Origin of the sequence: Microbispora catharanthi, from assembly GCF_006334915.2 — a bacterium.
GTDB lineage: Bacteria > Actinomycetota > Actinomycetes > Streptosporangiales > Streptosporangiaceae > Microbispora > Microbispora catharanthi.
On record NZ_VDMA02000002.1, the window covers coordinates 462,274 to 481,982 of the forward strand.

General features: G+C 70.9%; 19 protein-coding genes. 4 read left to right on the forward strand and 15 right to left on the reverse strand.

Going from position 1 to position 19,709, the window contains the following annotated elements; translation table 11 throughout:
* Position 1: 1 nt before the first annotated feature.
* The 5 genes from FH610_RS05300 to FH610_RS05320 form a co-directional block, all read right to left on the reverse strand.
* On the reverse strand, positions 2–886 hold the full coding sequence (locus FH610_RS05300; RefSeq protein ID WP_139573110.1) for an ABC transporter ATP-binding protein: 885 nt from the start codon (positions 884–886) through the stop codon (positions 2–4).
* A gap of 120 nt (positions 887–1,006) precedes the next feature.
* The gene (locus FH610_RS05305; protein ID WP_139573111.1) at positions 1,007–1,573 is read right to left on the reverse strand and encodes a hypothetical protein; all 567 of its coding nucleotides are present in this window, start codon (positions 1,571–1,573) and stop codon (positions 1,007–1,009) included.
* 55 nt (positions 1,574–1,628) lie between these two features.
* On the reverse strand, positions 1,629–2,474 hold the full coding sequence (hisG, locus tag FH610_RS05310) for an ATP phosphoribosyltransferase (protein ID WP_139573112.1): 846 nt from the start codon (positions 2,472–2,474) through the stop codon (positions 1,629–1,631).
* 61 nt (positions 2,475–2,535) lie between these two features.
* Positions 2,536–2,799 carry a phosphoribosyl-ATP diphosphatase gene (locus FH610_RS05315; protein WP_030507281.1) on the reverse strand — a complete coding sequence of 88 codons (264 nt, stop codon included), beginning with the start codon at positions 2,797–2,799 and terminating at the stop codon, positions 2,536–2,538.
* A gap of 129 nt (positions 2,800–2,928) precedes the next feature.
* Entirely contained in the window at positions 2,929–3,894 is a 966-nt protein-coding gene (locus tag FH610_RS05320) for an acetylxylan esterase (protein WP_139573113.1), read from the reverse strand.
* Between the two features lie 331 nt (positions 3,895–4,225).
* On the opposite strand from FH610_RS05320, the gene FH610_RS05325 reads away from it, so the two are divergent.
* The 3 genes from FH610_RS05325 (at position 4,226) to FH610_RS05335 (ending at position 7,496) form a co-directional block, all read left to right on the forward strand.
* Positions 4,226–5,482 carry an extracellular solute-binding protein gene (locus FH610_RS05325; RefSeq protein ID WP_139573114.1) on the forward strand — a complete coding sequence of 419 codons (1,257 nt, stop codon included), beginning with the start codon at positions 4,226–4,228 and terminating at the stop codon, positions 5,480–5,482.
* Positions 5,483–5,622: 140 nt separating this feature from the next.
* On the forward strand, positions 5,623–6,537 hold the full coding sequence (locus FH610_RS05330) for a carbohydrate ABC transporter permease (protein ID WP_161627923.1): 915 nt from the start codon (positions 5,623–5,625) through the stop codon (positions 6,535–6,537).
* Positions 6,537–7,496, forward strand: coding sequence for a carbohydrate ABC transporter permease (locus tag FH610_RS05335; protein WP_139573116.1), 960 nt, complete (start codon positions 6,537–6,539; stop codon positions 7,494–7,496). The genes FH610_RS05330 and FH610_RS05335 overlap by 1 nt, the downstream gene beginning before the upstream one ends.
* Here FH610_RS05335 and FH610_RS05340 read toward each other — a convergent pair.
* The 10 genes from FH610_RS05340 to FH610_RS05385 form a co-directional block, all read right to left on the reverse strand.
* Positions 7,459–9,282, reverse strand: coding sequence for an alpha/beta fold hydrolase (locus FH610_RS05340; protein ID WP_139573117.1), 1,824 nt, complete (start codon positions 9,280–9,282; stop codon positions 7,459–7,461). The genes FH610_RS05335 and FH610_RS05340 overlap by 38 nt on opposite strands.
* A 543-nt stretch (positions 9,283–9,825) precedes the next feature.
* The gene (locus tag FH610_RS05345; protein WP_139573245.1) at positions 9,826–11,403 is read right to left on the reverse strand and encodes a DEAD/DEAH box helicase; all 1,578 of its coding nucleotides are present in this window, start codon (positions 11,401–11,403) and stop codon (positions 9,826–9,828) included.
* 433 nt (positions 11,404–11,836) lie between these two features.
* On the reverse strand, positions 11,837–12,226 hold the full coding sequence (locus FH610_RS05350) for a metal-sulfur cluster assembly factor (RefSeq protein WP_139573118.1): 390 nt from the start codon (positions 12,224–12,226) through the stop codon (positions 11,837–11,839).
* Positions 12,227–12,293: 67 nt separating this feature from the next.
* Positions 12,294–12,731 (reverse strand): Fe-S cluster assembly sulfur transfer protein SufU, encoded by a 438-nt coding sequence (gene sufU, locus FH610_RS05355; RefSeq protein ID WP_139573119.1) that lies wholly within the window; start codon positions 12,729–12,731, stop codon positions 12,294–12,296.
* A gap of 3 nt (positions 12,732–12,734) precedes the next feature.
* Complete coding sequence (locus FH610_RS05360) at positions 12,735–13,997, reverse strand: cysteine desulfurase (protein WP_139573120.1); 1,263 nt, start codon at positions 13,995–13,997, stop codon at positions 12,735–12,737.
* Positions 13,997–14,746, reverse strand: a complete 750-nt coding sequence (gene sufC, locus FH610_RS05365) for a Fe-S cluster assembly ATPase SufC (RefSeq protein WP_139573121.1) — start codon at positions 14,744–14,746, stop codon at positions 13,997–13,999. The genes FH610_RS05360 and sufC overlap by 1 nt, the downstream gene beginning before the upstream one ends.
* A 6-nt stretch (positions 14,747–14,752) precedes the next feature.
* The gene (locus tag FH610_RS05370) at positions 14,753–15,082 is read right to left on the reverse strand and encodes a non-heme iron oxygenase ferredoxin subunit (RefSeq protein ID WP_139573122.1); all 330 of its coding nucleotides are present in this window, start codon (positions 15,080–15,082) and stop codon (positions 14,753–14,755) included.
* Positions 15,079–16,203, reverse strand: coding sequence for a Fe-S cluster assembly protein SufD (gene sufD, locus FH610_RS05375; RefSeq protein ID WP_139573123.1), 1,125 nt, complete (start codon positions 16,201–16,203; stop codon positions 15,079–15,081). Before sufD ends, FH610_RS05370 begins: the two co-directional genes overlap by 4 nt.
* Complete coding sequence (gene sufB, locus FH610_RS05380; RefSeq protein WP_030507291.1) at positions 16,203–17,615, reverse strand: Fe-S cluster assembly protein SufB; 1,413 nt, start codon at positions 17,613–17,615, stop codon at positions 16,203–16,205. Before sufB ends, sufD begins: the two co-directional genes overlap by 1 nt.
* Positions 17,612–18,364 (reverse strand): helix-turn-helix transcriptional regulator, encoded by a 753-nt coding sequence (locus FH610_RS05385; RefSeq protein ID WP_139573246.1) that lies wholly within the window; start codon positions 18,362–18,364, stop codon positions 17,612–17,614. Before FH610_RS05385 ends, sufB begins: the two co-directional genes overlap by 4 nt.
* A gap of 336 nt (positions 18,365–18,700) precedes the next feature.
* Between FH610_RS05385 and FH610_RS05390 the strand changes: the two genes are divergently transcribed.
* Positions 18,701–19,657, forward strand: coding sequence for an ABC transporter ATP-binding protein (locus tag FH610_RS05390; RefSeq protein WP_139573124.1), 957 nt, complete (start codon positions 18,701–18,703; stop codon positions 19,655–19,657).
* Positions 19,658–19,709 lie beyond the last annotated feature (52 nt).

Here is a 19,709-nt window from a genome sequence, read left to right on the forward strand (position 1 = left end):
GTCAGGCCTCCTTGGTGAGGGCGAGGAAGGCGTCCTCCAGATCGGCCCCGTGGAGCTGGAGGTCGCGGATGTCGAGGGTGGTCTTGCGGTACAACGCGGCGACGGTGGCGTCGAGGTCGATGGTGCGCAGGGTGACCCGGCCGCCCTGGAGTTCCACGCCGGTCGTCCCCGGCAGGGCGTCGAGCCCGGCGACCGGCTGCTCGCCCAGCAGGAAGCTCACCGCCTGACCGGCGACCCCGGCCTTGATCTCGGCGGCGGTGCCGTCGGCGACGACCCGGCCGCGGGCGATCACGACGACCCGGTCGGCGTTCTCGTCGGCCTCCTCCAGATAGTGGGTGGCGAACAGGATCGTCCGGCCCCGCGCGGCATACGCCCGCATGTTGTCCCAGAACGTACGGCGGGACTCGACGTCCATGGCCGCGGTCGGCTCGTCGAGCAGCAGCAGCCTCGGCCCGCCGGCGATCGCCAGCGCGAACCGGACCCGCTGGGTCTGGCCCCCGGACAGCCGGTCGGCCCGCCGCCGGGCGAGCTCGGTGAGGTCGGCGAGCCGGAGGATCTCCTCCAGCGGCAGCGGACGCGGGTAGAGCCGCCGGACGAAGTCCACGGTCTCGGCGACGGTCAGCTCGGGGATCAGCGCGCCCTCCTGGAGCATCGCGCCGATCTCCCCGTTGGCGACCGCCGTCTCCGGCGGCTCGCCGAAGACCCGGATCTCGCCGGAGCTGGGCCGCAGCAGGCCCAGCAGCATGTTGATCGAGGTGGACTTGCCGGCCCCGTTCGGCCCGAGGAGGGCGACCGTGGCGCCGGCCGGGACCTCCAGGTCGAGGCCGTCGACCGCGAGCACGTCCCCGTACCTCTTGGTGACGTCGGTGAAGGCGATGGCGTTCATGCCCTCACGGTAGGGATCGGGCGGGTCCGATCATCAGTGCCGCGTCTCCGGCCTTCGCGGTGACATTTGTCATCCGCCTCCCTCCCCGCACGAGAGGGGAGGGAGGAAACACAGGGGTCGTCAGGCCACTCGTCTCAGGTCCATCTGGAAGTTCTGCCGCCAGGTGACGCCGCCGTCGAGGGTGTACTCACCGACCTCGTGCCACGTTCTGCCGGTGAAGCTCAGGGTGTACCGGATGGTGGGCCCCCCGGTGTGAAGGCTCCACTGGAAGAAGTGGTCGCCGACCACGGGCACGGCCTCGGTGACGTGCCCCTGGGAGAACGCCTCCCACCGGTACTGCCCGGTCTGGTCGCTGTAGCCGACGACCGCGAGCGCGGTGTCCACGATCCTGCGCGGATCGGCCTTGTCCCGCCCCTGGCCCTCCACCGTGAGCACCTGGCCGCCCGCCTTGTAGGCCACCTTTTCGGTCTGGAGGAACTCCTGCCGGCCGGAGGCGGTGTCGACCCATCCCGAACCGGCCCATCGCCCGACCATGAAATCGAGCCTGCGGATCGCGTCGAGTTGCGTCGCGGGGACGTCCGCCGCCCCCGCGCTGGTCGCCGAGTGCTCCGCCGCGACGGCGGGCGCGCCCGCCGCGAGGGTGAGCGCGCAGATCAACGGCACCAGCAGACGATGTAATCGCATCATGACGCGATCTTGGCACACGGCGCGCCACGGTGACAGCGCGTCGAAAAAGCCTGATTCAGAGGCGGCAGGCGAAGATCGCGGTGACGAGGATCGCCTTGGCGCCGATCTCCCAGAGCTGGTCCATCACCTGCTGGTGGCCCTTGCGCGGGACCATCGCCCGCACGGCCACCCAGCCCTCGCGGTGGAGCGGGGAGACGGTCGGCCCCTCCATGCCGGGGGTGATGGCGATGGCCTCGTCGATGCGCTCGGCCCGGATGTCGTAGTCGATCATCACGAAGTCGCGGGCCACGATCACGCCCTGCAGGCGGCGGATGAGCTGCTGGAAGCCGTTGGCCTCGGGGGCGCCGGCCCGCTTGATCAAGATGGCCTCGGAGTGCGCGATCGGCTCGCCGAACACCTCCAGGCCGACGTTGCGCAGCGTCGTGCCGGTCTCCACCACGTCGGCGACCGCGTCGGCGACGCCAAGCCTGATCGCCGTCTCGACCGCGCCGTCGAGCTTGATGACCCGGGCGTCCACGCCCTGGTCGGCGAGGTGCTTGCCGAGCAGCCCGGCGTACGAGGTGGCGATGCGCAGGCCGGACAGGTCGGAGACGCCGGAGTAGGCGCCCGCCGTGGAGGCGAAGCGGAACGTCGACCGGCCGAACCCGAGCGGCATGACCTCCTCGGCCGGGGCGCCGGAGTCGAACAGCATGTCGCGCCCGGTGATGCCGGCGTCGAGAGTGCCCTCGCCGACGTAGACGGCGATGTCGCGCGGGCGGAGGAAGAACAGCTCGCAGGAGTTCTCGGAGTCGACGACCACGAGCTCCTTGCTGTCCCTGCGCTGGCGGTAGCCCGCCTCCTTCAGCATGGTCTGGGCGGCTTCGGAGAGCGCGCCCTTGTTCGGTACGGCGATGCGCAGCATGAGTGGGAGATCCTTTCGGGCAAGAACGAGGTCGATGGACGATCTGTGGCCGCCGCGGCGGCTACAGATGCTTGTAGACCTCGTCCAGCCCGATTCCGCGCGCCAGCATCAGGACCTGGACGTGGTAGAGCAGCTGCGAGATCTCCTCGGCCGCCCGGTCCGCCGACTCGTGCTCGGCCGCCATCCAGCTCTCCGCGGCCTCCTCGACGACCTTCTTGCCGATGGCATGGACGCCGGCGTCCAGGGCGGCCACGGTGCCGGACCCCGCGGGCCGGGTGCGCGCCTTCTCTGCCAGCTCGGCGTACAGCTCTTCGAAGGTCTTCATGGTCTCTCTCGGGTCGTGTGCCTGCGCGTTCAGGGTATCGGCCCCAGGGTAGTCGCGGGGGCGGGCCACCGCGCCCCGCGTCCACCCTGCGAGATCGGGCCCCTGCCCGGGCCCTCTGCGAGACCGGGTTCAGCCGAGGATCTTCCTGGCCAGCCTGAGCTGCTCGAGCGCCTGCTGCGACTCCCCGCCCTCGTGGCCGTTGAACGGCCAGACCGTGATGTCCTTGGGGCCGGCGTAGTGGTTGTAGGCCCCGAAGACGGTCGAGGCCGGGGTGACCCCGTCGCGCAGGGCGACGGAGAACCGGGCGGGCGTGCGGGCCCTCGCCGCGAAGTGCAGTCCGTCGAAGTAGTCGAGGGTCGCGAAGATGTCCTCGACCCGCGTCCTGTGGATCCCGCAGAACCGGCCCAGCTCGCCGTACGGGTCCTCGTCGGTGATCTCCACGGCGCGCCGGATGTCGCACATGAACGGCACGTTGACGAACGCGTAGGCGAGGTCCGGCACGAGCGCGGCGGCGGCCAGCGCCATGCCGCCGCCCTGGCTGCCGCCGGCCACGACGACCCGCCCGGCGTCCACCAGGGGGTGCGACCTGGCCGCCTCGACCGCGCGCACGACATCGGTGTAGAGCCGCCGGTAGTAGTAGTCGTCGCGGTCGAACACCCCCTGGGTGAGCTTGCCGGGGATCTGCGCGCCGTTGCCGCCCACCGGGTCGGGGGTGTCGCCCGAGCGCCAGGTGCCGCCCTGCCCACGGGTGTCCATCACGAACGTCGCGTATCCGGCGGCCGGCCACAGCAGCCAGTCGTGCGGCCGGCCGCGGCCGCCGCCGTACCCGATGAACTCGACCACGCAGGGCAACGGTCCCGACGCGCCCGCGGGCGCGATGAACCACCCCTTGATCGGATGCCCGCCGAATCCCGCGAACGTCACATCGGCCACGTCGACCAGCGCGAGGTCGGCCTCGTACGGCTCGAAGACGGGGTTCAGTTCGTGCACGCGGGCTTCGGCGAGCGTGCGGTCCCAGAAGGCGTCGAAGTCGGCGGGCTCCCGGCGCTCGGGCAGGTACGCACGCAGCTGGTCAAGGGGCATGTCGACGAACATGGGGGCTCCCGTGGGGTGGTCGGCCTGGCTCGTGTACGCCGCAAGGTTACACAAGTGCCCTGTTTCAGACTTCTGACCCGGTTAAGAGTCGTCCGCCGGAATCCGCCTCACCATCCTTCACCCATATGAGCTGGGAAATCGCGCCTTGAACGGCGTGACGTCCGGATTGACGGGATGAAACACCCTCTTGAAACTAATCCGGTTTAGTGCTGGACTCTGCACGAATTCGAAGCGTGGGAGGTGCGCCGCGCGGGCAGGGCCTCGCGGCCGGCCGCCTCTCGGGGGGCACGACATGTCAGTCGATCACTTTCCGTAGAGATCGGAGACGTCCATGCGACGAACGACGGCGGCCACCTGCGCCGCCCTGATCGCCGCCTTCGGCGCGGGCTGCGCGACCAGCGGCACCTCGGAGACCAAACAGGCCGACGCGAACGCCCCCGCCGCGATCACATGGTGGTCCACCGGGGGCGACGACGAGAGCGCGGCCTTCCAGAAGGCGGCCGACCTGTACACGAAGTCGCACCCCAACGTGACGATCAAGGTGCAGACGCTGGCCTGGGACGACGCGTACGCCAAGCTGCTGGCGGCCTCGACCAGCCGCAGCGGGCCCGACATCATCTCCGGCGGCATGACCTGGACCATCCAGTTCGGCCTGCGCGGCGGCATGGTCGACCTGCGCAAGTACGGCATCGAGCAACTCCAGGCCCAGGCGCAGCCCGCCCAATGGAAGTCGGCCGTCTCCCCCGACGGCACCGTCTACGGCATCCCGCTCGACATGTCCACCGAGGCGCTCTATTACCGGACCGACCTGTTCGACAAGGCCGGGCTCAAGGAGCCGCCCAAGACCTGGGAGGAACTGACCGCCGACATCGAGAAACTCAAGAAATCCGGGGTGAAGACGCCGTTCAGCATCGACTGGGGCAACCTCGACTGGATCGGCTACTTCAACTTCCTCTACCAGGCCGGCGGCAGCTTCTACACGCCGGACTGCAAGCCCTCGCTCGACACCCCGCAGGCCGAGCAGGCGCTGTCGTACTGGATCGACCTGCACCGCAAGTACGGCGCGCCGACCGACACGGTGACGACCTCGGACGCGCTCGACCAGGGCATCGCGATGGTCTACGGCGGCAACTGGAACGCCCTCGGCATCGACACCAGCAAGCCCAAGATGAAGGGCAAGTGGACGATCGCCCCGCTGCCGGCCGGCCCGGCGGCGCCCACGACCTTCATCGGCGGGCGGGCCGTCGGGGTCACGTCGTACAGCAAGCACATCCAGCAGGCGGCGGACTTCGTCAAGTTCCTCTACACCGACGAGGCCGTCGACGCGGTGACGGCGGAGTCGAAGGCCCGCAACATCGCCTACATCCCGCCCCGCCCGGACAAGATCGCCGACTCCCCGTTCACGCCGGAGCACTCGGCGGTATTCGCGGGGATCATCAAGACCGGCGCCGCGGCGCCCGGATGCCCCGGCTGGGACGAGAGCGCGTCCGACGTCGCCAAGCAGTTCCAGGCCGCGATCCTCGGCAAGGCCGACGTGAAGACGGCCCTGGCCGAGGCCGCCAAGGTCATGGAGCGCAACGCCGGATAGCCGGGACGGCCGTGGCTCGCCGGTGCCGCCCGACCCCGCACCGGCCGCGGCCTCCGTCCTCCGCACCTGCCCGGGCCGGTGCCGCCCGACCCCGCACCGGCCCGGGTCCGCCCACGGTTCCCCTCCGGATGGAGAACGACATGGCAACCCACACCGCCGCGCCCCGGCAACGATGGCGCCGCTACGGCACCTCCTATCTGATGCTGCTGCCGTTCCTCGGCCTGTTCGCCGGGTTCCTCGTCTGGCCTTTGGCCAACTCGCTCTATCTCAGCTTCACGAAGTTCGACGGGGTGAACGCCCCCGAGTTCCAGGGCCTGGAGAACTTCCGGCACCTGCTGTTCGACGACGACCGGTTCCGGCACGCCCTCGGCAACACGTTCCTCTACGTCGTGGCGTCCGTCGGGATCGGCACGCTGCTGTCGCTCGGCCTCGCGCTGGCCTTCAGCGGGTCGAGCTGGCCACACCGCATCATGCGGACGATCTTCTTCCTGCCCTCGGTGACCTCGTCGATCGCGCTCATGCTGCTCTGGAAGTGGATCTTCAACCCCGGCGACTTCGGCCTGGCCAACACCGCCATGACCTGGTTCGGCGGCAGGGCCGTCGAATGGCTCGCCACCCCCGGGCTCACGATCCCCATCCTCGTGCTCATGTCGGTGTGGGGCGGGATGGGCTACGGGATGGTCCTGTACGTCGCCGGGCTCAACACGATCCCGCAGGAGTACTACGAGGCGGCCCGCATCGACGGCGCCGGCACCTGGCAGCAGTTCCGCCGGGTGACGCTGCCGCTGCTGCGTCCGGTCACCACATACGTGGTCGTGACCGGCCTGATCGGAGCCTTCCAGGTCTTCGAAGCCGTCTACATCGTGTTCCGGGGCACCAACAACATCGGCGGCGTGCTCGACTCGGGCCTGATGATCGTGCCCTACCTCTACGACCAGGGCTTCACGCACTTCAAGCTCGGCTACGCCTCGGCCATCGCCTGGGTGCTCTTCCTGATCATCTTCGCCCTCAGCATGGTCAACCTCCGCATCGGCCGCGCCCTGAAGGAGCTGTGATGGCCGTCGCCCCCACGACCACACCGATCGTCGCCGACCCGGCCGCCGCGCCCCGGCAGGCGCCCGCCGCCGGGGCGGGCACCACCTGGCGCGGCCACCTGCTGCGCCTGCCGTTCTACCTGCTGTCGCTCACCATGATCGCGCCGTTCTACTGGATGCTGATCACGGTGTTCAAGCCGGTGACGGAGCTGAACCGGCAGCCGCCGTCGTTCGTGCCCGAGCATCCCACGCTGAACAACTTCTACGACCCCGGCTACTCCCCCACCCAGGTCAACCCCGGCCATCTCCAGGGCATCTTCCAGCGGTTCCAGGTGGACTTCGGGTTCGGCCGCTTCATGTTCAACAGCCTGGTGATCACGGTCGCGATCACGGTCGGGTCGCTGCTGGTCGCCTCGCTGGCGGCGTACGTGATCACCAAGCATCGAGTGCCGGGGCGGCGGCTGATCTTCCTGCTGATCGTCGCCTCGATGATGGTGCCCTGGCAGACCACCCTGGTGCCGAACTACGTCATCATGCGGAACCTGGGCTGGCTGGACACCTACCAGGGCTACATCGTCCCGGCGCTGGCCAAGGCGTTCGTGCTGTTCTTCCTGGTGCAGTTCCTCCACTCGGTCCCGGACGAGCTCATCCAGGCCGCCCGGGTCGACGGCGCCGGGGAGTGGCGCATCTGGTGGCAGATCGTGCTGCCGCTGCTGCGCCCGGCCCTCGCCGCGATGTCGATCTTCATCGTGCTCGCGGAGTGGAACAACTTCCTCTGGCCGCTGATCATCGTGCAGAGCGACGAGATGGCGAACATCCCGGTCGCGCTGGCCCGCCTCAACTCCTACTTCACCGGCGCGCAGAACCAGGGCGCGATCATGGCCGGCGGCCTGCTCGCCTCCCTGCCGTCGATCGCCTTCTTCCTCGCCTTCCAGCGCTACTTCACCCGCGGGATCGTGCTGAGCGGCCTGAAGGGCTGAACGGCTCGCGCCCCCGGGGACGGGTTCCGAGCGCGACGGCTCGGGCGACCTCCTCGGGGTGCGTCAGCTGGGGGTGATGGCCCGCGCCCGCAATCACCGTCACGGTGGCCCGCGCGAGCGTGTCCAGAAGGGCCCGCCCCTCCGTGCTGAGAGGGTCGCGGGAGCCCACGACGACGTGCACGTGTCCCGGGTAGCGCGTCAGCTCGGCCCGGAGGTCCGCCCTCCACCGGGGCGACGCCGTGGCGGCCAGGAGCCTGGCGGCGGTGGCGGCGGCGCCGCGGCGCAGATCCTCCACGCTCGAGTGGAGGGCGGCCGCGTGCGCCGGGTCTCCGGTGAGCCGCTCGGCCAGCGCCCGGGGTGAGACCCGGTCGAGGTACCGACGGGCCAGGAGCCGGGCGGCGCGAGCGGGGCGCGCCTGGAGGAAGAACGGCGCCACGAGCGTGAGCCGGTCCACCGCGTCCGGATGGGCGGCCGCGGCCTCGACGGCGGCCGCGGCGCCGATGGAGTGACCGACCAGGTGGCGTGCGCCGGTCTCGGTGACGAGGGCGGTCAGCCAGGACGGCCAGTCGTCGCGGCCTCCCGCGCTCATCCCCAGCCCCGGCAGGTCGGCGGCGCGGGCCTGGCCCAGCGCCGCGACGACCGGCGCCCAGGTGTCGGCGTTGACCGGCAGGCCCGGCAGCACCACCGTGGGCGCGTCCGGCTGGCCGAGCTCGAACGTCCGCACCCCACCCGGGCCGGTGAACCGTCTGCCGCCGGCGGGGGCGTCCCCGAACCGGCTCGCCGCCAGGCGGTCGGCCCAGCGGCGGATCGTCGTGGCGGTGTCCGGCATGGTCAGCCCGTGACGGGCGGCGAAGGCCCGCGCCGAGCCGGTGGGATAGCGGTCGCTCGACAGGAACGTCAGCGTCTCCGGGTCGGCCTTCGTGAGCCGGCGGGGCAGGCGCTTCAGCACGGCTACCGGAACCCGCGCCCGGGGCGCCTTGACCCGGTAGTGCTCCGCGACGAGCGCGAGCAGGCCGGGCAGGGCGGGCGTGTCGTCGTCCAGCAGCCAGTAGGAGGCGCGCTCGGCCGTCTCGTCCACCGGCAGCAGGGTCATGAACCGGGCGAGGTAGTCGACCGCGACCACGGGGACGAACGTCCGCGCGTTCCCCGGAACCGCCGCGAGGCCGCCCCGCCAGAGGTCGCGCAGGGTCGACGCGAGCCCAAGGTACTGGCCGGACTCACCGGTGACGCTGTCGCCGATCACGCTGGCCGGATTGACGACCGACCAGGGAACGCCCAGCCGCTCCGCCTCGGATTGGAAGACGGCGTCCGCCTCCACCTTGGACGCCTCGTACGCGCCCAGGGCCCGGTAGGTCTCCCGCCGCTGCTCCTCGCTCCAGGGACGGGGGTCCTGCCCGCCCACGCGATAGCCGGAGACGTGGACGAGGCGGCGCAGCCGCGGCAGTCGCGCCGCGAAGGCGACGACCGCGCGGACGCTGCCGACGTTGGCACGGCGGGCCTCGTCCGCCGACATGCCGAACCGGTAGGCGCCGGCGCAGTTGTAGACCTCCGTGACGTCGTCGAGCTCCCCCTCGATCAGCGACGGCGTCGTGAAGTCGACCCGGAGGTCGGCCGGGGCCTCGTCATGCCCGTGCTCGGCGAGCCAGCGGGCGAGCCGCCGGTAGGACTCGTGGCTCCGGCCGGCCGTGCTCACCCGGACGCCGGCCTGACCGAGCGCGAGCACCAGGTGGCGTCCGACGAAGCCGGTCGCGCCCAGGACCAGCGCGTGCCGGTCCCCGGCGCTCACGACGACACCTCCGTACGCTCACCCAGGGACGCCTCGTTGTCGTGGAAAGCGCCGTCGATCGGTACCGCGAGCGCCCGGGCCGCGCAGTGCGGCATCGTCCCCGGCGTGACTGCCGGAGCACCGCGGGCCAAGCGACAGCCCTGCCGCCGGATCAGCTCCGGCATCGACTCCACCAGCCGAGCACTTGTCTCGGATCCTTCGGTTCCAGCCATGCGCAAAGACTAGACCGGTCTACATATTTCATTCAAGCGAGCGTCCGCCGCTTGAGCGGGCTGTAGCGTCCGGCCGTCACGGAGGATGAGTTCCGGACTCTGGTCGAGGGCGCCCGCCGGGATGGCGGGGGCGTGCCGGCTGATCAGGTCCAGCTGCTGCGGGAGTTCTTCCTGGAACGTGGTTCGACCGGGTCTGGCGGAGTTCGCGGATTCGGCAGGCGCGCCGAGGTGGCCGCCCCGGGCCCCGGGTGAGGAACAGCCCCCACACGCCACCGGGCCGCCCGTACGGACGGCCCGGTGAGGTGCTTCAAGGCGGGGTGGTGAGGAGGATTCAGCGGCCGGTGAAGCGGCTTCCGCGGCCGCGGCGCCCGCCCTGGCCGCCGTATCCGCCCTGACCGCTGTATCCGCCCTGGCTCCCGTACCCGGCCTGACCGCTGTATCCGGCCTGACCGTGCCCGGCCTGGCCGCCGTGTCCGCCCGTGCGGCCACGGTGGTGGCCGCCGCCGGTCTCGGCGCGGCCCTCGGCACGGCCGTCGCCGGTCCAGGGACCGCGAGGCCGCTCGCCCTGCTCGGACCGCCTGCGCCGGCCGTCGCCGTCACCCGGACGGTCGGCGCCGCGATGACGGTCTCCGCCGTGCCGCCGGCGGCCGGGCGTCCGGTCGTCCCGCGCGGGCCGCAGCGGCCTGCGCACGTCGGGCTCCCACACGGGAACGGCCGCGCCGTTCGGCCGCCGGGCCCCGGCGATCTCGGCCAGGATCGGATCGCCCGGCGCCACCCGGTGACGGGACGGGGTCACCCCCGCCTTGCGGGTCATCGAATCGGTGGCGCGGCGCTCGCTCGGCAGGACCAGAGTCAGCACCACGCCGCGCTCGCCCGCGCGGGCCGTACGGCCGCCCCGGTGCAGGTAGCTCTTGTGGTCGGCCGGCGGGTCGACGTGCAGCACGAGGCTCACGTCGTCCACGTGGATGCCGCGGGCGGCGACGTCGGTGCAGACGAGCACCCCGATGGTGCCCTCGCGGAACCCGTCGAGGATGCGGGTGCGCTGGTTCTGCCGCTTGCCGCCGTGCAGACCGCCCGCGCGGACCCCCGACCGGGCGAGTTGCTTCACGACGCGGTCGACGCCGTGCTGGGTGCGGACGAACAGGATCGTACGGCCGTCCCGGTTGGCGATCTCCGCCGTCACGTCCGCCTTGTCGTCGCGGTGCACCTGGATCAGGTGGTGCTCCATCGTCTCCACCGAGGAGGTGGCCGGGTCCAGGGAGTGGATCACCGGGTCGGTCAGGAAGCGGGTGACAAGCCTGTCCACGTCACCGTCGAGCGTCGCGGAGAACAGCAGGCGCTGCCCGTCGGCGGGCGTACGCGCGAGCAGCGCGCTGACCACGGGCAGGAACCCGAGGTCGCACATGTGGTCGGCCTCGTCGAGGACGGTGATCTGGACGTCGTCCAGCGCGCACTCGCCCTGCTCGATGAGGTCGGTGAGGCGGCCGGGCGTGGCGACGACGACGTCGACCCCCCGGCGCAGGTCCTCGATCTGGCGGCCCATGGACATGCCGCCGACGACCGTGCGGGTGCGCAGCGACAGTCCGCGGCCGAGCGGTTCGAGGGCGTCGGCCACCTGCAGGGCCAGTTCGCGGGTGGGCACCAGGACGAGGGCCCGGGGCCGGCCGGGGCGTGCCTTCTCCCCCGCGATCCTGGTCAGCGTGGGCAGGCCGAAGGCGAGCGTCTTGCCGGAGCCGGTCTGGCCCCGGCCGAGGACGTCGTACCCGGCGAGGATGTCGGGGATGGCCGCCCGCTGGATCGGGAACGGCGCGGTGATGCCCTGCCGGGCCAGCCCCGCCACGAGCGGCTTGGGCAGACCCAGCAGTGCGAACTCGGCGCGGGTCTCGGTGCCCTCACCGAGGTCAAGCATGGTCACGAAATCGTGCCTTTCGTAGAAAGAACGTGCCGGAACACGTGGGCGCGTCACTTCTGCGAAAGGACGAGCCTGTACAGGTACGGCAGGCGAGCCGTACCGATCGGGGCGCCGGGGGCCGGAGAATGAAGCGGCCTGCGCCCGGGTGATGCCGTGAGCGCGTCCCGCAGAAGTGGAGACCGCCGGGTGGCGGCATCCCACGGACGCCCGTCACTCACGTCGCACAATGCAAAGCAAAGAACAACTGTACGGCATTCCCGCGCCGCGACGGCGATTTGCCGGGCGGACTGCGGCGGGAGCGCCGCGTCGTGAGCACCCGCGTCGCGAGCACCGCGTCGTGAACGCTCCGGGAAACGATCGCCGGAACGCGTGTGTCCGGGGCACGAGGCCCCGGACACGCGGGTGGCGGGACCGGACCCGGCCCGGCCGGTCAGACGTTGAAACCGAGCATGCGAAGCTGGTCGCGGCCCTCGTCGGTGATCTTGTCGGGACCCCACGGCGGCAGCCAGACCCAGTTGATGACCACGTTGGAGACCAGGTCGGCGAGCGCCGAGTTGGCCTGGTCCTCGATCACGTCGGTCAGCGGGCAGGCGGCGCTGGTCAGCGTCATGTCGATGGTGGCGATCGGGCGCTCGCCCTCGCCGGCCGGGTCGAGGTTGACGCCGTAGACGAGGCCGAGGTCCACCACGTTGATCCCCAGCTCGGGGTCGACGACGTCCTTCAGCGCCTCGAGCACGTCGTCAAGGGAGCTCTCCCCGTCGTAGGTCCCGGTCGCCGCCTCGGTCGCGGTTCCCGTCGGGGTCTCGGTCGGCTTGCTCACGTCGTCTCCTCACCTCGCGGCGCCCGCGGGGCGGCGCCGTACTTCCCAACGCGGCCGGGGCGGCCGGTCATCCCTGGCTCCTCATCAGCGCGTCCTTGTAGGCCATCCAGGCCAGCAGCGCGCACTTGACGCGGGCGGGGAACTTCGCCACACCGGCGAACGCCACCGCGTCGCCCAGCACGTCCTCGTCGGGCTCCACCTGGCCCCTGCCCTGCATGAGCCGGGTGAACTCCTCCACCACCGACAGCGACTCCTCCACCGTGGAGCCGGTGGCGAGCTCGTGCAGCACCGAGGCGGCGGCCTGGCTGATGGAGCAGCCCTGGCCGTCGTAGGACACGTCGAGCACCTTGCCGCCGTCGGCCACCTTCACCCGCAGCGTCACCTCGTCGCCGCAGGTGGGGTTGACGTGGTGCACCTCCGCGTCGTACGGATCACGCAGGCCCCGCCCCTGGGGATGCTTGTAGTGCTCCAGGATCAGCTCCTGGTACATGGATTCACCGATCATGGCTCAGCCGAACACCTTCTGCACGTGGTGGAGGCCGCGGACCAGTGCGTCGATCTCGGCCGTCGTGTTGTACAGGTAGAAAGACGCCCGCGTGGTCGCCGGAATTCCGAACCTGAGGTGGAGCGGCCGGGCGCAGTGATGACCTACCCGCACCGCGATCCCGTACACGTCGTCGAGGATCTGCCCCACGTCGTGCGGGTGGATCCCCTCCAGCGTGAACGAGATCGTGCCGCCGCGGGCGATGGGCGTGCGCGGGCCGATGATCCTGAGCCCGGGGACCTCCGGCAGCGCCTCCAGCGCGTACGCGACCAGTTCCTTCTCGTGCGCCTTGATCTGGTCCATGCCGACGGCGGTCAGGTAGTCGGCCGCCGCGCCGAGGCCGATCGCCTCGACGATGGGCGGCGTTCCCGCCTCGAACTTGTGCGGCACCGGCGCGTACGTCGAGCGGTCCATCCAGACCGCCTCGATCATCTCGCCGCCGCCGAGGAACGGCGGCATGGCGTCGAGCAGCTCACGGCGGCCCCACAGCACGCCGATGCCGGACGGCCCGACCATCTTGTGGCCGGTGAACGCGACGAAGTCGACGCCCAGCTCGGTCACGTCCACGGGCTGGTGGGGCACCGACTGCGACGCGTCGAGCATCATCAGCGCGCCGACCTCGCGCACGCGGGCCAGGATCGGCGAGACCGAGTTGACCGTGCCGAGCACGTTCGACTGGTGCGCGATCGAGACGATCTTCGTGCGCTCGTTGACCAGCTCCTCCAGGCCCCCGATGTCGAGGCGGCCCTCGTCGGTCACGGGGAACCAGCGCAGCGTCGCGCCGGTCCGCTGCGCGAGCAGCTGCCACGGCACGATGTTGGAGTGGTGCTCCATCTCCGAGATGACGATCTCGTCGCCGGGGCCGATCCGGAACCGCTCGTCCTCGCCGACGGGGTTGCCGAAGGCGTACGCCACGAGGTTGAGGGCCTCGGAGGCGTTCTTGGTGAAGACGATCTCGTCACGCGACGGGGCCTTCACGAACGCGGCGATCTTGTCGCGCGCGGCCTCGTACGCCTCGGTCGACTCGCTGCCCAGCACGTGCAGCGCCCGGCCGACGTTGCCGTAGTGCCAGGTCAGGTGATCGCGCATGGTCTCGATCACCTGGGTCGGCTTCTGGGAGGAGTTGCCGGAGTCGAGGTAGACCAGCGACCTGCCTCCGGGGAGTTCGCGGCCGAGGACCGGGAAGTCCTTCCTGATCCTCTCCACGTCGAAGCCGGGCGCACTCATCAGGCGGACGCCTTCGACGTGTACGCCTCGTAGCCCTCGGCCTCCAGCTTGTCGGCCAGCTCGGGGCCGCCCTCCTCGACCACGCGCCCGCCGGCGAAGACGTGGACGAAGTCCGGCTTCACGTAGCGCAGGATGCGGGTGTAGTGGGTGATCAGCAGCACGCCGGTGTCACCGGAGGCGCGGAACCGGTTGATGCCCTCGGACACGACGCGCAGGGCGTCGACGTCGAGGCCGGAGTCGGTCTCGTCCAGCACCGCGATCTTGGGCTTGAGCAGCTCCAGCTGGAGGATCTCGTGGCGCTTCTTCTCGCCGCCGGAGAAGCCCTCGTTGGTGTTGCGCTGGGCGAAGGCCGGGTCGATGGACAGCGCGTCCATGCCCCCCTTCAGCTCCTTGGCGAACTCGCGCAGCTTGGGCGCCTCGCCGCGGACCGCGGTGATCGCCGAGCGCAGGAAGTTCGACACGCTGACGCCGGGCACCTCGACCGGGTACTGCATGGCGAGGAACAGGCCGGCGCGGGCGCGCTCGTCCACCGACATCTCCAGCAGGTCCTCGCCGTCGAGCAGCACGGTGCCGGAGGTGACGGTGTACTTGGGATGCCCCGCGACGGCGTACGCCAGCGTGGACTTGCCCGAGCCGTTGGGGCCCATGATGGCGTGCGTCTCGCCGCTGCGGACCGTCAGGTCGACGCCGCGCAGGATCTCCTTGTCGCCCACGGCGACGTGCAGGTCACGAATCTCAAGGGTGGACACTTGTATTTACTCCTTCGAGAGCGAGACGTACACGTCGTCGCCTTCGATCTTGACTCGGTAGACGTTGACGGGCCTGGTCGCGGGCGGCCCGGTGGGCTTGCCGCTGCGCAGGTCGAAGCAGGAGCCGTGCAGCCAGCACTCCAGCGTGTGGTCGTAGACCTCGCCCTCGCTGAGGCGGACCTCCGCGTGGGAGCACACGTCGTGCAGGGCGAAGACCTCGCCGCCGGTCCGCACCAGCGCGACCGGCGTCTCCCCGACCTCCAGGCCGATGACGCCGCCGTCGGGGATGTCGCCGACCTGGCAGACCTTCTCCCAGTGGGCGGTCTCGGCGCTCATCGAGCCAGCTCCGCCTCGACCGCGGACAGGACGCGCTCGCGGATCTCCGGCACCTCGATCTTCTCCAGCAGCTGGGCGAAGAAGCCGTGGATGACCAGGCGGCGGGCCTCGTCGAACGGGATGCCGCGGGCCTGCAGATAGAAGATGTGCTCGTCGTCGAGGCGGCCGGAGGCGGACGCGTGGCCCGCTCCCGCGACCTCGCCGGTGAGGATCTCCAGGTTCGGCACCGAGTCGGCGCGGGCGCCGTCGGTGAGGATGAGGTTGCGGTTCAGCTCGTAGGTGTCGGTGCCCTCGGCCTCGGCCCGGATGATCACGTCGCCGATCCAGACCGCGTGGGCGCCGTCGCCCTGTAGCGCGCCCTTGTAGGTCACGTTGCTGCGGCAGTTGGGCACGCTGTGGTCCACCAGCAGGCGGTGCTCCAGGTGCTGGCCCTCGTCCACGAAGTACAGGCCGGTCAGGTCGGCGTCGCCGCCCGGGGCGGTGTACGACACCGAGGGCGACAACCGTACGAGGTCGCCGCCGAGGGTGACCACGAACGAGCGGAACGTCGCGTCCTTGCCGAGCCGCGCGTGGTGGTGGGAGACGTGCACGGCGTCGTCGTCCCAGTCCTGCAGGCTGACGACCTTGAGCGTCCCTCCCTCGGCCACATCGAACTCGACGTTGTCGGCGTAGACGGCGCTGCCACGGTGGTCCAGGACCAGCACGGCCTCGGCCATCGGCTCCACCGACACGAGGATGTGCCCGTAGGCGGCGGCGCCCGCCCCGGACCCCCGCAGGGTGATCACGGTGGGCCGGGAGGCGGCCGTCATCTTCGGCACGGTGACGACGGTGGCCTTCTCGAACGACGAGTAGGCCTGCGCGCTCACCCGGTCGGCCGGCGTGTAGGCCTTGCCGAGCCGGGCGTCGTCACGGCCGACGGTCTCGACGCGCACCTCGGGCGCCGCCTCGACGTCCACCACGACGCCGCCGGTGACGGCGGCCGTGCCGTTGTGCAGCCCCTTCAGCCGCGACAGCGGCGTGAAGCGCCACTCCTCCTCGCGGCCCGTCGGCACCGGGAAGTCGGCCACGTCGTACGACGACTTCTCGTGCAGCGTCGACAGCGGCTTGGTCTCCAGGCCCATCAGCCGACCGCTCCTTCCATCTGCAGCTCGATCAGGCGGTTGAGCTCCAGGGCGTACTCCATGGGCAGCTCGCGGGCGATCGGCTCGACGAAGCCGCGCACGATCATGGCCATCGCCTCGTCCTCGCCGAGGCCGCGGCTCATCAGGTAGAAGAGCTGGTCCTCCGACACCTTGGAGACCGTGGCCTCGTGGCCCATCGACACGTCGTCCTCGCGGACGTCCACATAGGGGTAGGTGTCGGAGCGGCTGATCTGGTCGACCAGCAGCGCGTCGCACTTGACGGTCGAGGCCGAGCCGGCCGCGCCCTCCTCGATCTGCACCAGGCCCCGGTAGGACGTGCGGCCGCCGCCGCGCGCCACGGACTTGGAGATGATCGTCGAGGACGTCTTGGGCGCGAGGTGCACCATCTTGGCGCCCGCGTCCTGGTGCTGGCCTTCGCCGGCGAAGGCGACCGACAGCGTCTCGCCCTTGGCGTGCTCGCCCATCAGGTAGACGGCCGGGTACTTCATCGTGACCTTGGAGCCGATGTTGCCGTCGATCCACTCCATGGTCGCGCCCTCGTACGCCACCGCGCGCTTGGTGACCAGGTTGTAGACGTTGTTCGACCAGTTCTGGATCGTCGTGTAGCGGCAGCGGGCGCCCTTCTTCACGACGATCTCGACGACCGCCGAGTGGAGCGAGTCGGACGAGTAGATCGGCGCGGTGCAGCCCTCGACGTAGTGGACGTAGGAGTTCTCGTCCACGACGATCAGGGTCCGCTCGAACTGGCCCATGTTCTCGGTGTTGATCCGGAAGTAGGCCTGCAGCGGGATCTCGACGTTCACGTTCGGCGGCACGTAGATGAACGAGCCGCCCGACCACACGGCGGTGTTGAGCGCGGCGAACTTGTTGTCGCCCACCGGGATCACCGTGCCGAAGTACTCCTTGAAGAGCTCCTCGTGCTCACGCAGGCCGGTGTCGGTGTCGACGAAGATGACGCCCTTCTCCTCGAGGTCCTCACGGATCTTGTGGTAGACGACCTCGGACTCGTACTGGGCGGCGACGCCGGCGATGAGGCGCTGCTTCTCCGCCTCCGGGATGCCGAGCTTGTCGTAGGTGTTCTTGATGTCGGGGGGCAGCTCGTCCCAGGACGCGGCCTGCTTCTCCGTCGAGCGGACGAAGTACTTGATGTTGTCGAAGTCGATGCCGGTGAGGTCGGAGCCCCAGGTCGGCAGCGGCTTCTTCCCGAACAGCCGAAGGCCCTTGAGGCGCAGGTCGAGCATCCACTCCGGCTCGTTCTTGAGCGCGGAGATGTTGCGGACGACCTCTTCGGACAGCCCACGCCGGGCGGTGGCCCCGGCCACGTCCGTGTCGGCCCAGCCGAACTTGTAATTCCCGAGGCCTTCCAGCTCCGGGCGGTCGGTGACAGTCACCTTCCGGACTCCTTGCTCGTCGATGTGCTCGATAGGTGTGCGGCCGATAGATCGGCGATCGATGAATCGGCGGTCGATAGATCGGGACGCGCGTGCCGTGCGGCGAGCGCGTGTGAACTCACGTGGGTGGTGCAGACCCCGTCGCCGTTGGCGATCGTGGCGAGCCGCTGCACGGGCGTGCCCAGCAGCCGGGCGAAGGCCTCGGTCTCCGCCTCGCACAGCTGGGGGAACTGCGCCGCGACGTGCGCGACCGGGCAGTGATGCTGGCACAGCTGCTCGCCGCCCTTGCCCGTCGCGGACGCCGACGCCGCGTAGCCCTCGGTGGACAGCGCCTCGGCCAGCACGCGGACCCGCTGGTCGGCGGGGACCTCGCGCATCAGCGCCTCGAGCCGGCCGACCAGCCCGGACACCTGCGCCCGCGCGAACTCCGACACCGCCTCGCCGCCCAGGCGCTCGGCCAGGAAGCGCAGCGCGCTGCCGGCGAGGTCGTCGTAGGCGTGGACGAAGGCGCTGCGCCCCGCGTCGGTGATCGCGAACATCTTCGCCGGCCTGCCGCGCCCCCGCTGGGCACGCGGACGGGCCGTACGCGGCTCTATCATGCCCTCGGCCAGCAGCGCGTCGAGATGGCGGCGCACCGCGGCCGGGGTCAGCCCGAGCCGCTCACCGAGCGCCGCCGCGGTCACCGGGCCATGCTCCAGGATGAGACGCGCCACCCTGGCCCGGGTGCCGCGCTCGGCACTGATGTCCATGTGCACAGGGGATGCCGGAACGGGCCGCGTCACCACGGCCTTCTCGGCGTTCTGCTTCCCCTGCACGTTTTTCACAACATCAGTGTGCCGTAATTCCTTCCCCGGCGACAAACCCAAGGCGGGGTCGACGGAGATGCAATTTCTCACGCAGGTAAGCCTTACCTAACCTGCGGCGATGGGACTTTTCCGCATCCTTTACCTCCCTGGGCTGGAATGGCGGCACTCGCCGACGAGAGCGCGCCTCCCGCTCCCTAGACTCGATGCCGTCGACGACTGACAGGGCGGCCCGCATCCGGCCGCTCCGGCGGTCGGTCCTGTGAGGGGAGGCCGGTGGGAGTGCCGGGGGTTGACAGCACGTTCGAGAGCACGCTCGGCAGCGCGGGCGACGGCGCGCCGGCGGTCGAGATCGACGGGCTGGTCAAGCGCTACGGAGGCACCACGGCCGTCGACGGGCTGACCCTCACCTGCGCGCGGGGCGCCGTCACGGCGATCCTCGGGCCGAACGGCGCGGGCAAGACCTCCACGATCGAGATCTGTGAGGGCTTCCGGCGGCCGGACGGCGGGACCGTGCGCGTGCTCGGCCTGGACCCGGCCGACCCCGCCCTCAGGCCGCGCCTGGGGATCATGCCGCAGACGGGAGGCGTGCCTCCCGCCGCCCGCGCGGGCGAGTGGCTGCGGGTGGTCTCCCGGTTCTACGCCCACCCGCTCGACCCCGACGCCCTCCTCGGCGTGCTCGGCCTGACCGGCCACACGCGCACGCCGTACCGGCGGCTGTCGGGCGGCCAGCAGCAGCGCCTGTCGCTCGCGGCGGCCGTGATCGGGCGGCCGGAACTGGTCTTCCTGGACGAGCCGACCGCCGGGCTCGACCCGCAGGCACGGCACGCCTGCTGGGACCTGGTCGCCGCACTGCGCGCCGCCGGGGTGTCGGTGGTGCTGACGACCCACCAGATGGACGAGGCCGAGAAGCTCTCCGACCACGTGGTGGTCATCGACCACGGCCGGGTGGTGGCCGAGGGCACGCCCGCATCGCTGACCGGCGCCGAGCGCCAGCTCAGGTTCCGCGCGCGCCCGGGACTCGACCTGGAGGAGCTGCTGGCCGCGCTGCCGCCGGGCAGCGCCGCCAAGGAGTCGCCCTCGGGGCACTACATCATCGAGGGGCAGGTCGGCCCGCAGCTGCTCGCCACCGTCACCGCCTGGTGCGCCACCGAGGGCGTCACCACCGAGGACCTGCGCATCGAGCGGCGCACGCTGGAGGACGTCTTCCTCGAACTGACCGGCAGGGAGCTGCGGTGAGCACGATCGCCACGCTGGATCTCACGCCGCGGCCGGGAGCCGCGCCGCTGCA

Coding starts and splice junctions, on each gene's coding strand:
- FH610_RS05320 (WP_139573113.1), bottom strand. CDS start 3,894: ATGTTCGTCGACATGCCCCTTGACCAGCTGCGTGCGTACCTGCCCGAG.
- FH610_RS05315 (WP_030507281.1), bottom strand. CDS start 2,799: ATGAAGACCTTCGAAGAGCTGTACGCCGAGCTGGCAGAGAAGGCGCGC.
- FH610_RS05330 (WP_161627923.1), top strand. CDS start 5,623: ATGGCAACCCACACCGCCGCGCCCCGGCAACGATGGCGCCGCTACGGC.
- FH610_RS05305 (WP_139573111.1), bottom strand. CDS start 1,573: ATGATGCGATTACATCGTCTGCTGGTGCCGTTGATCTGCGCGCTCACC.
- FH610_RS05335 (WP_139573116.1), top strand. CDS start 6,537: ATGGCCGTCGCCCCCACGACCACACCGATCGTCGCCGACCCGGCCGCC.
- FH610_RS05370 (WP_139573122.1), bottom strand. CDS start 15,082: ATGAGCGCCGAGACCGCCCACTGGGAGAAGGTCTGCCAGGTCGGCGAC.
- FH610_RS05300 (WP_139573110.1), bottom strand. CDS start 886: ATGAACGCCATCGCCTTCACCGACGTCACCAAGAGGTACGGGGACGTG.
- FH610_RS05385 (WP_139573246.1), bottom strand. CDS start 18,364: ATGGACATCAGTGCCGAGCGCGGCACCCGGGCCAGGGTGGCGCGTCTC.
- FH610_RS05345 (WP_139573245.1), bottom strand. CDS start 11,403: ATGCTTGACCTCGGTGAGGGCACCGAGACCCGCGCCGAGTTCGCACTG.
- hisG (WP_139573112.1), bottom strand. CDS start 2,474: ATGCTGCGCATCGCCGTACCGAACAAGGGCGCGCTCTCCGAAGCCGCC.
- FH610_RS05360 (WP_139573120.1), bottom strand. CDS start 13,997: ATGAGTGCGCCCGGCTTCGACGTGGAGAGGATCAGGAAGGACTTCCCG.
- sufD (WP_139573123.1), bottom strand. CDS start 16,203: ATGGGCCTGGAGACCAAGCCGCTGTCGACGCTGCACGAGAAGTCGTCG.
- sufU (WP_139573119.1), bottom strand. CDS start 12,731: ATGATCGGTGAATCCATGTACCAGGAGCTGATCCTGGAGCACTACAAG.
- FH610_RS05325 (WP_139573114.1), top strand. CDS start 4,226: ATGCGACGAACGACGGCGGCCACCTGCGCCGCCCTGATCGCCGCCTTC.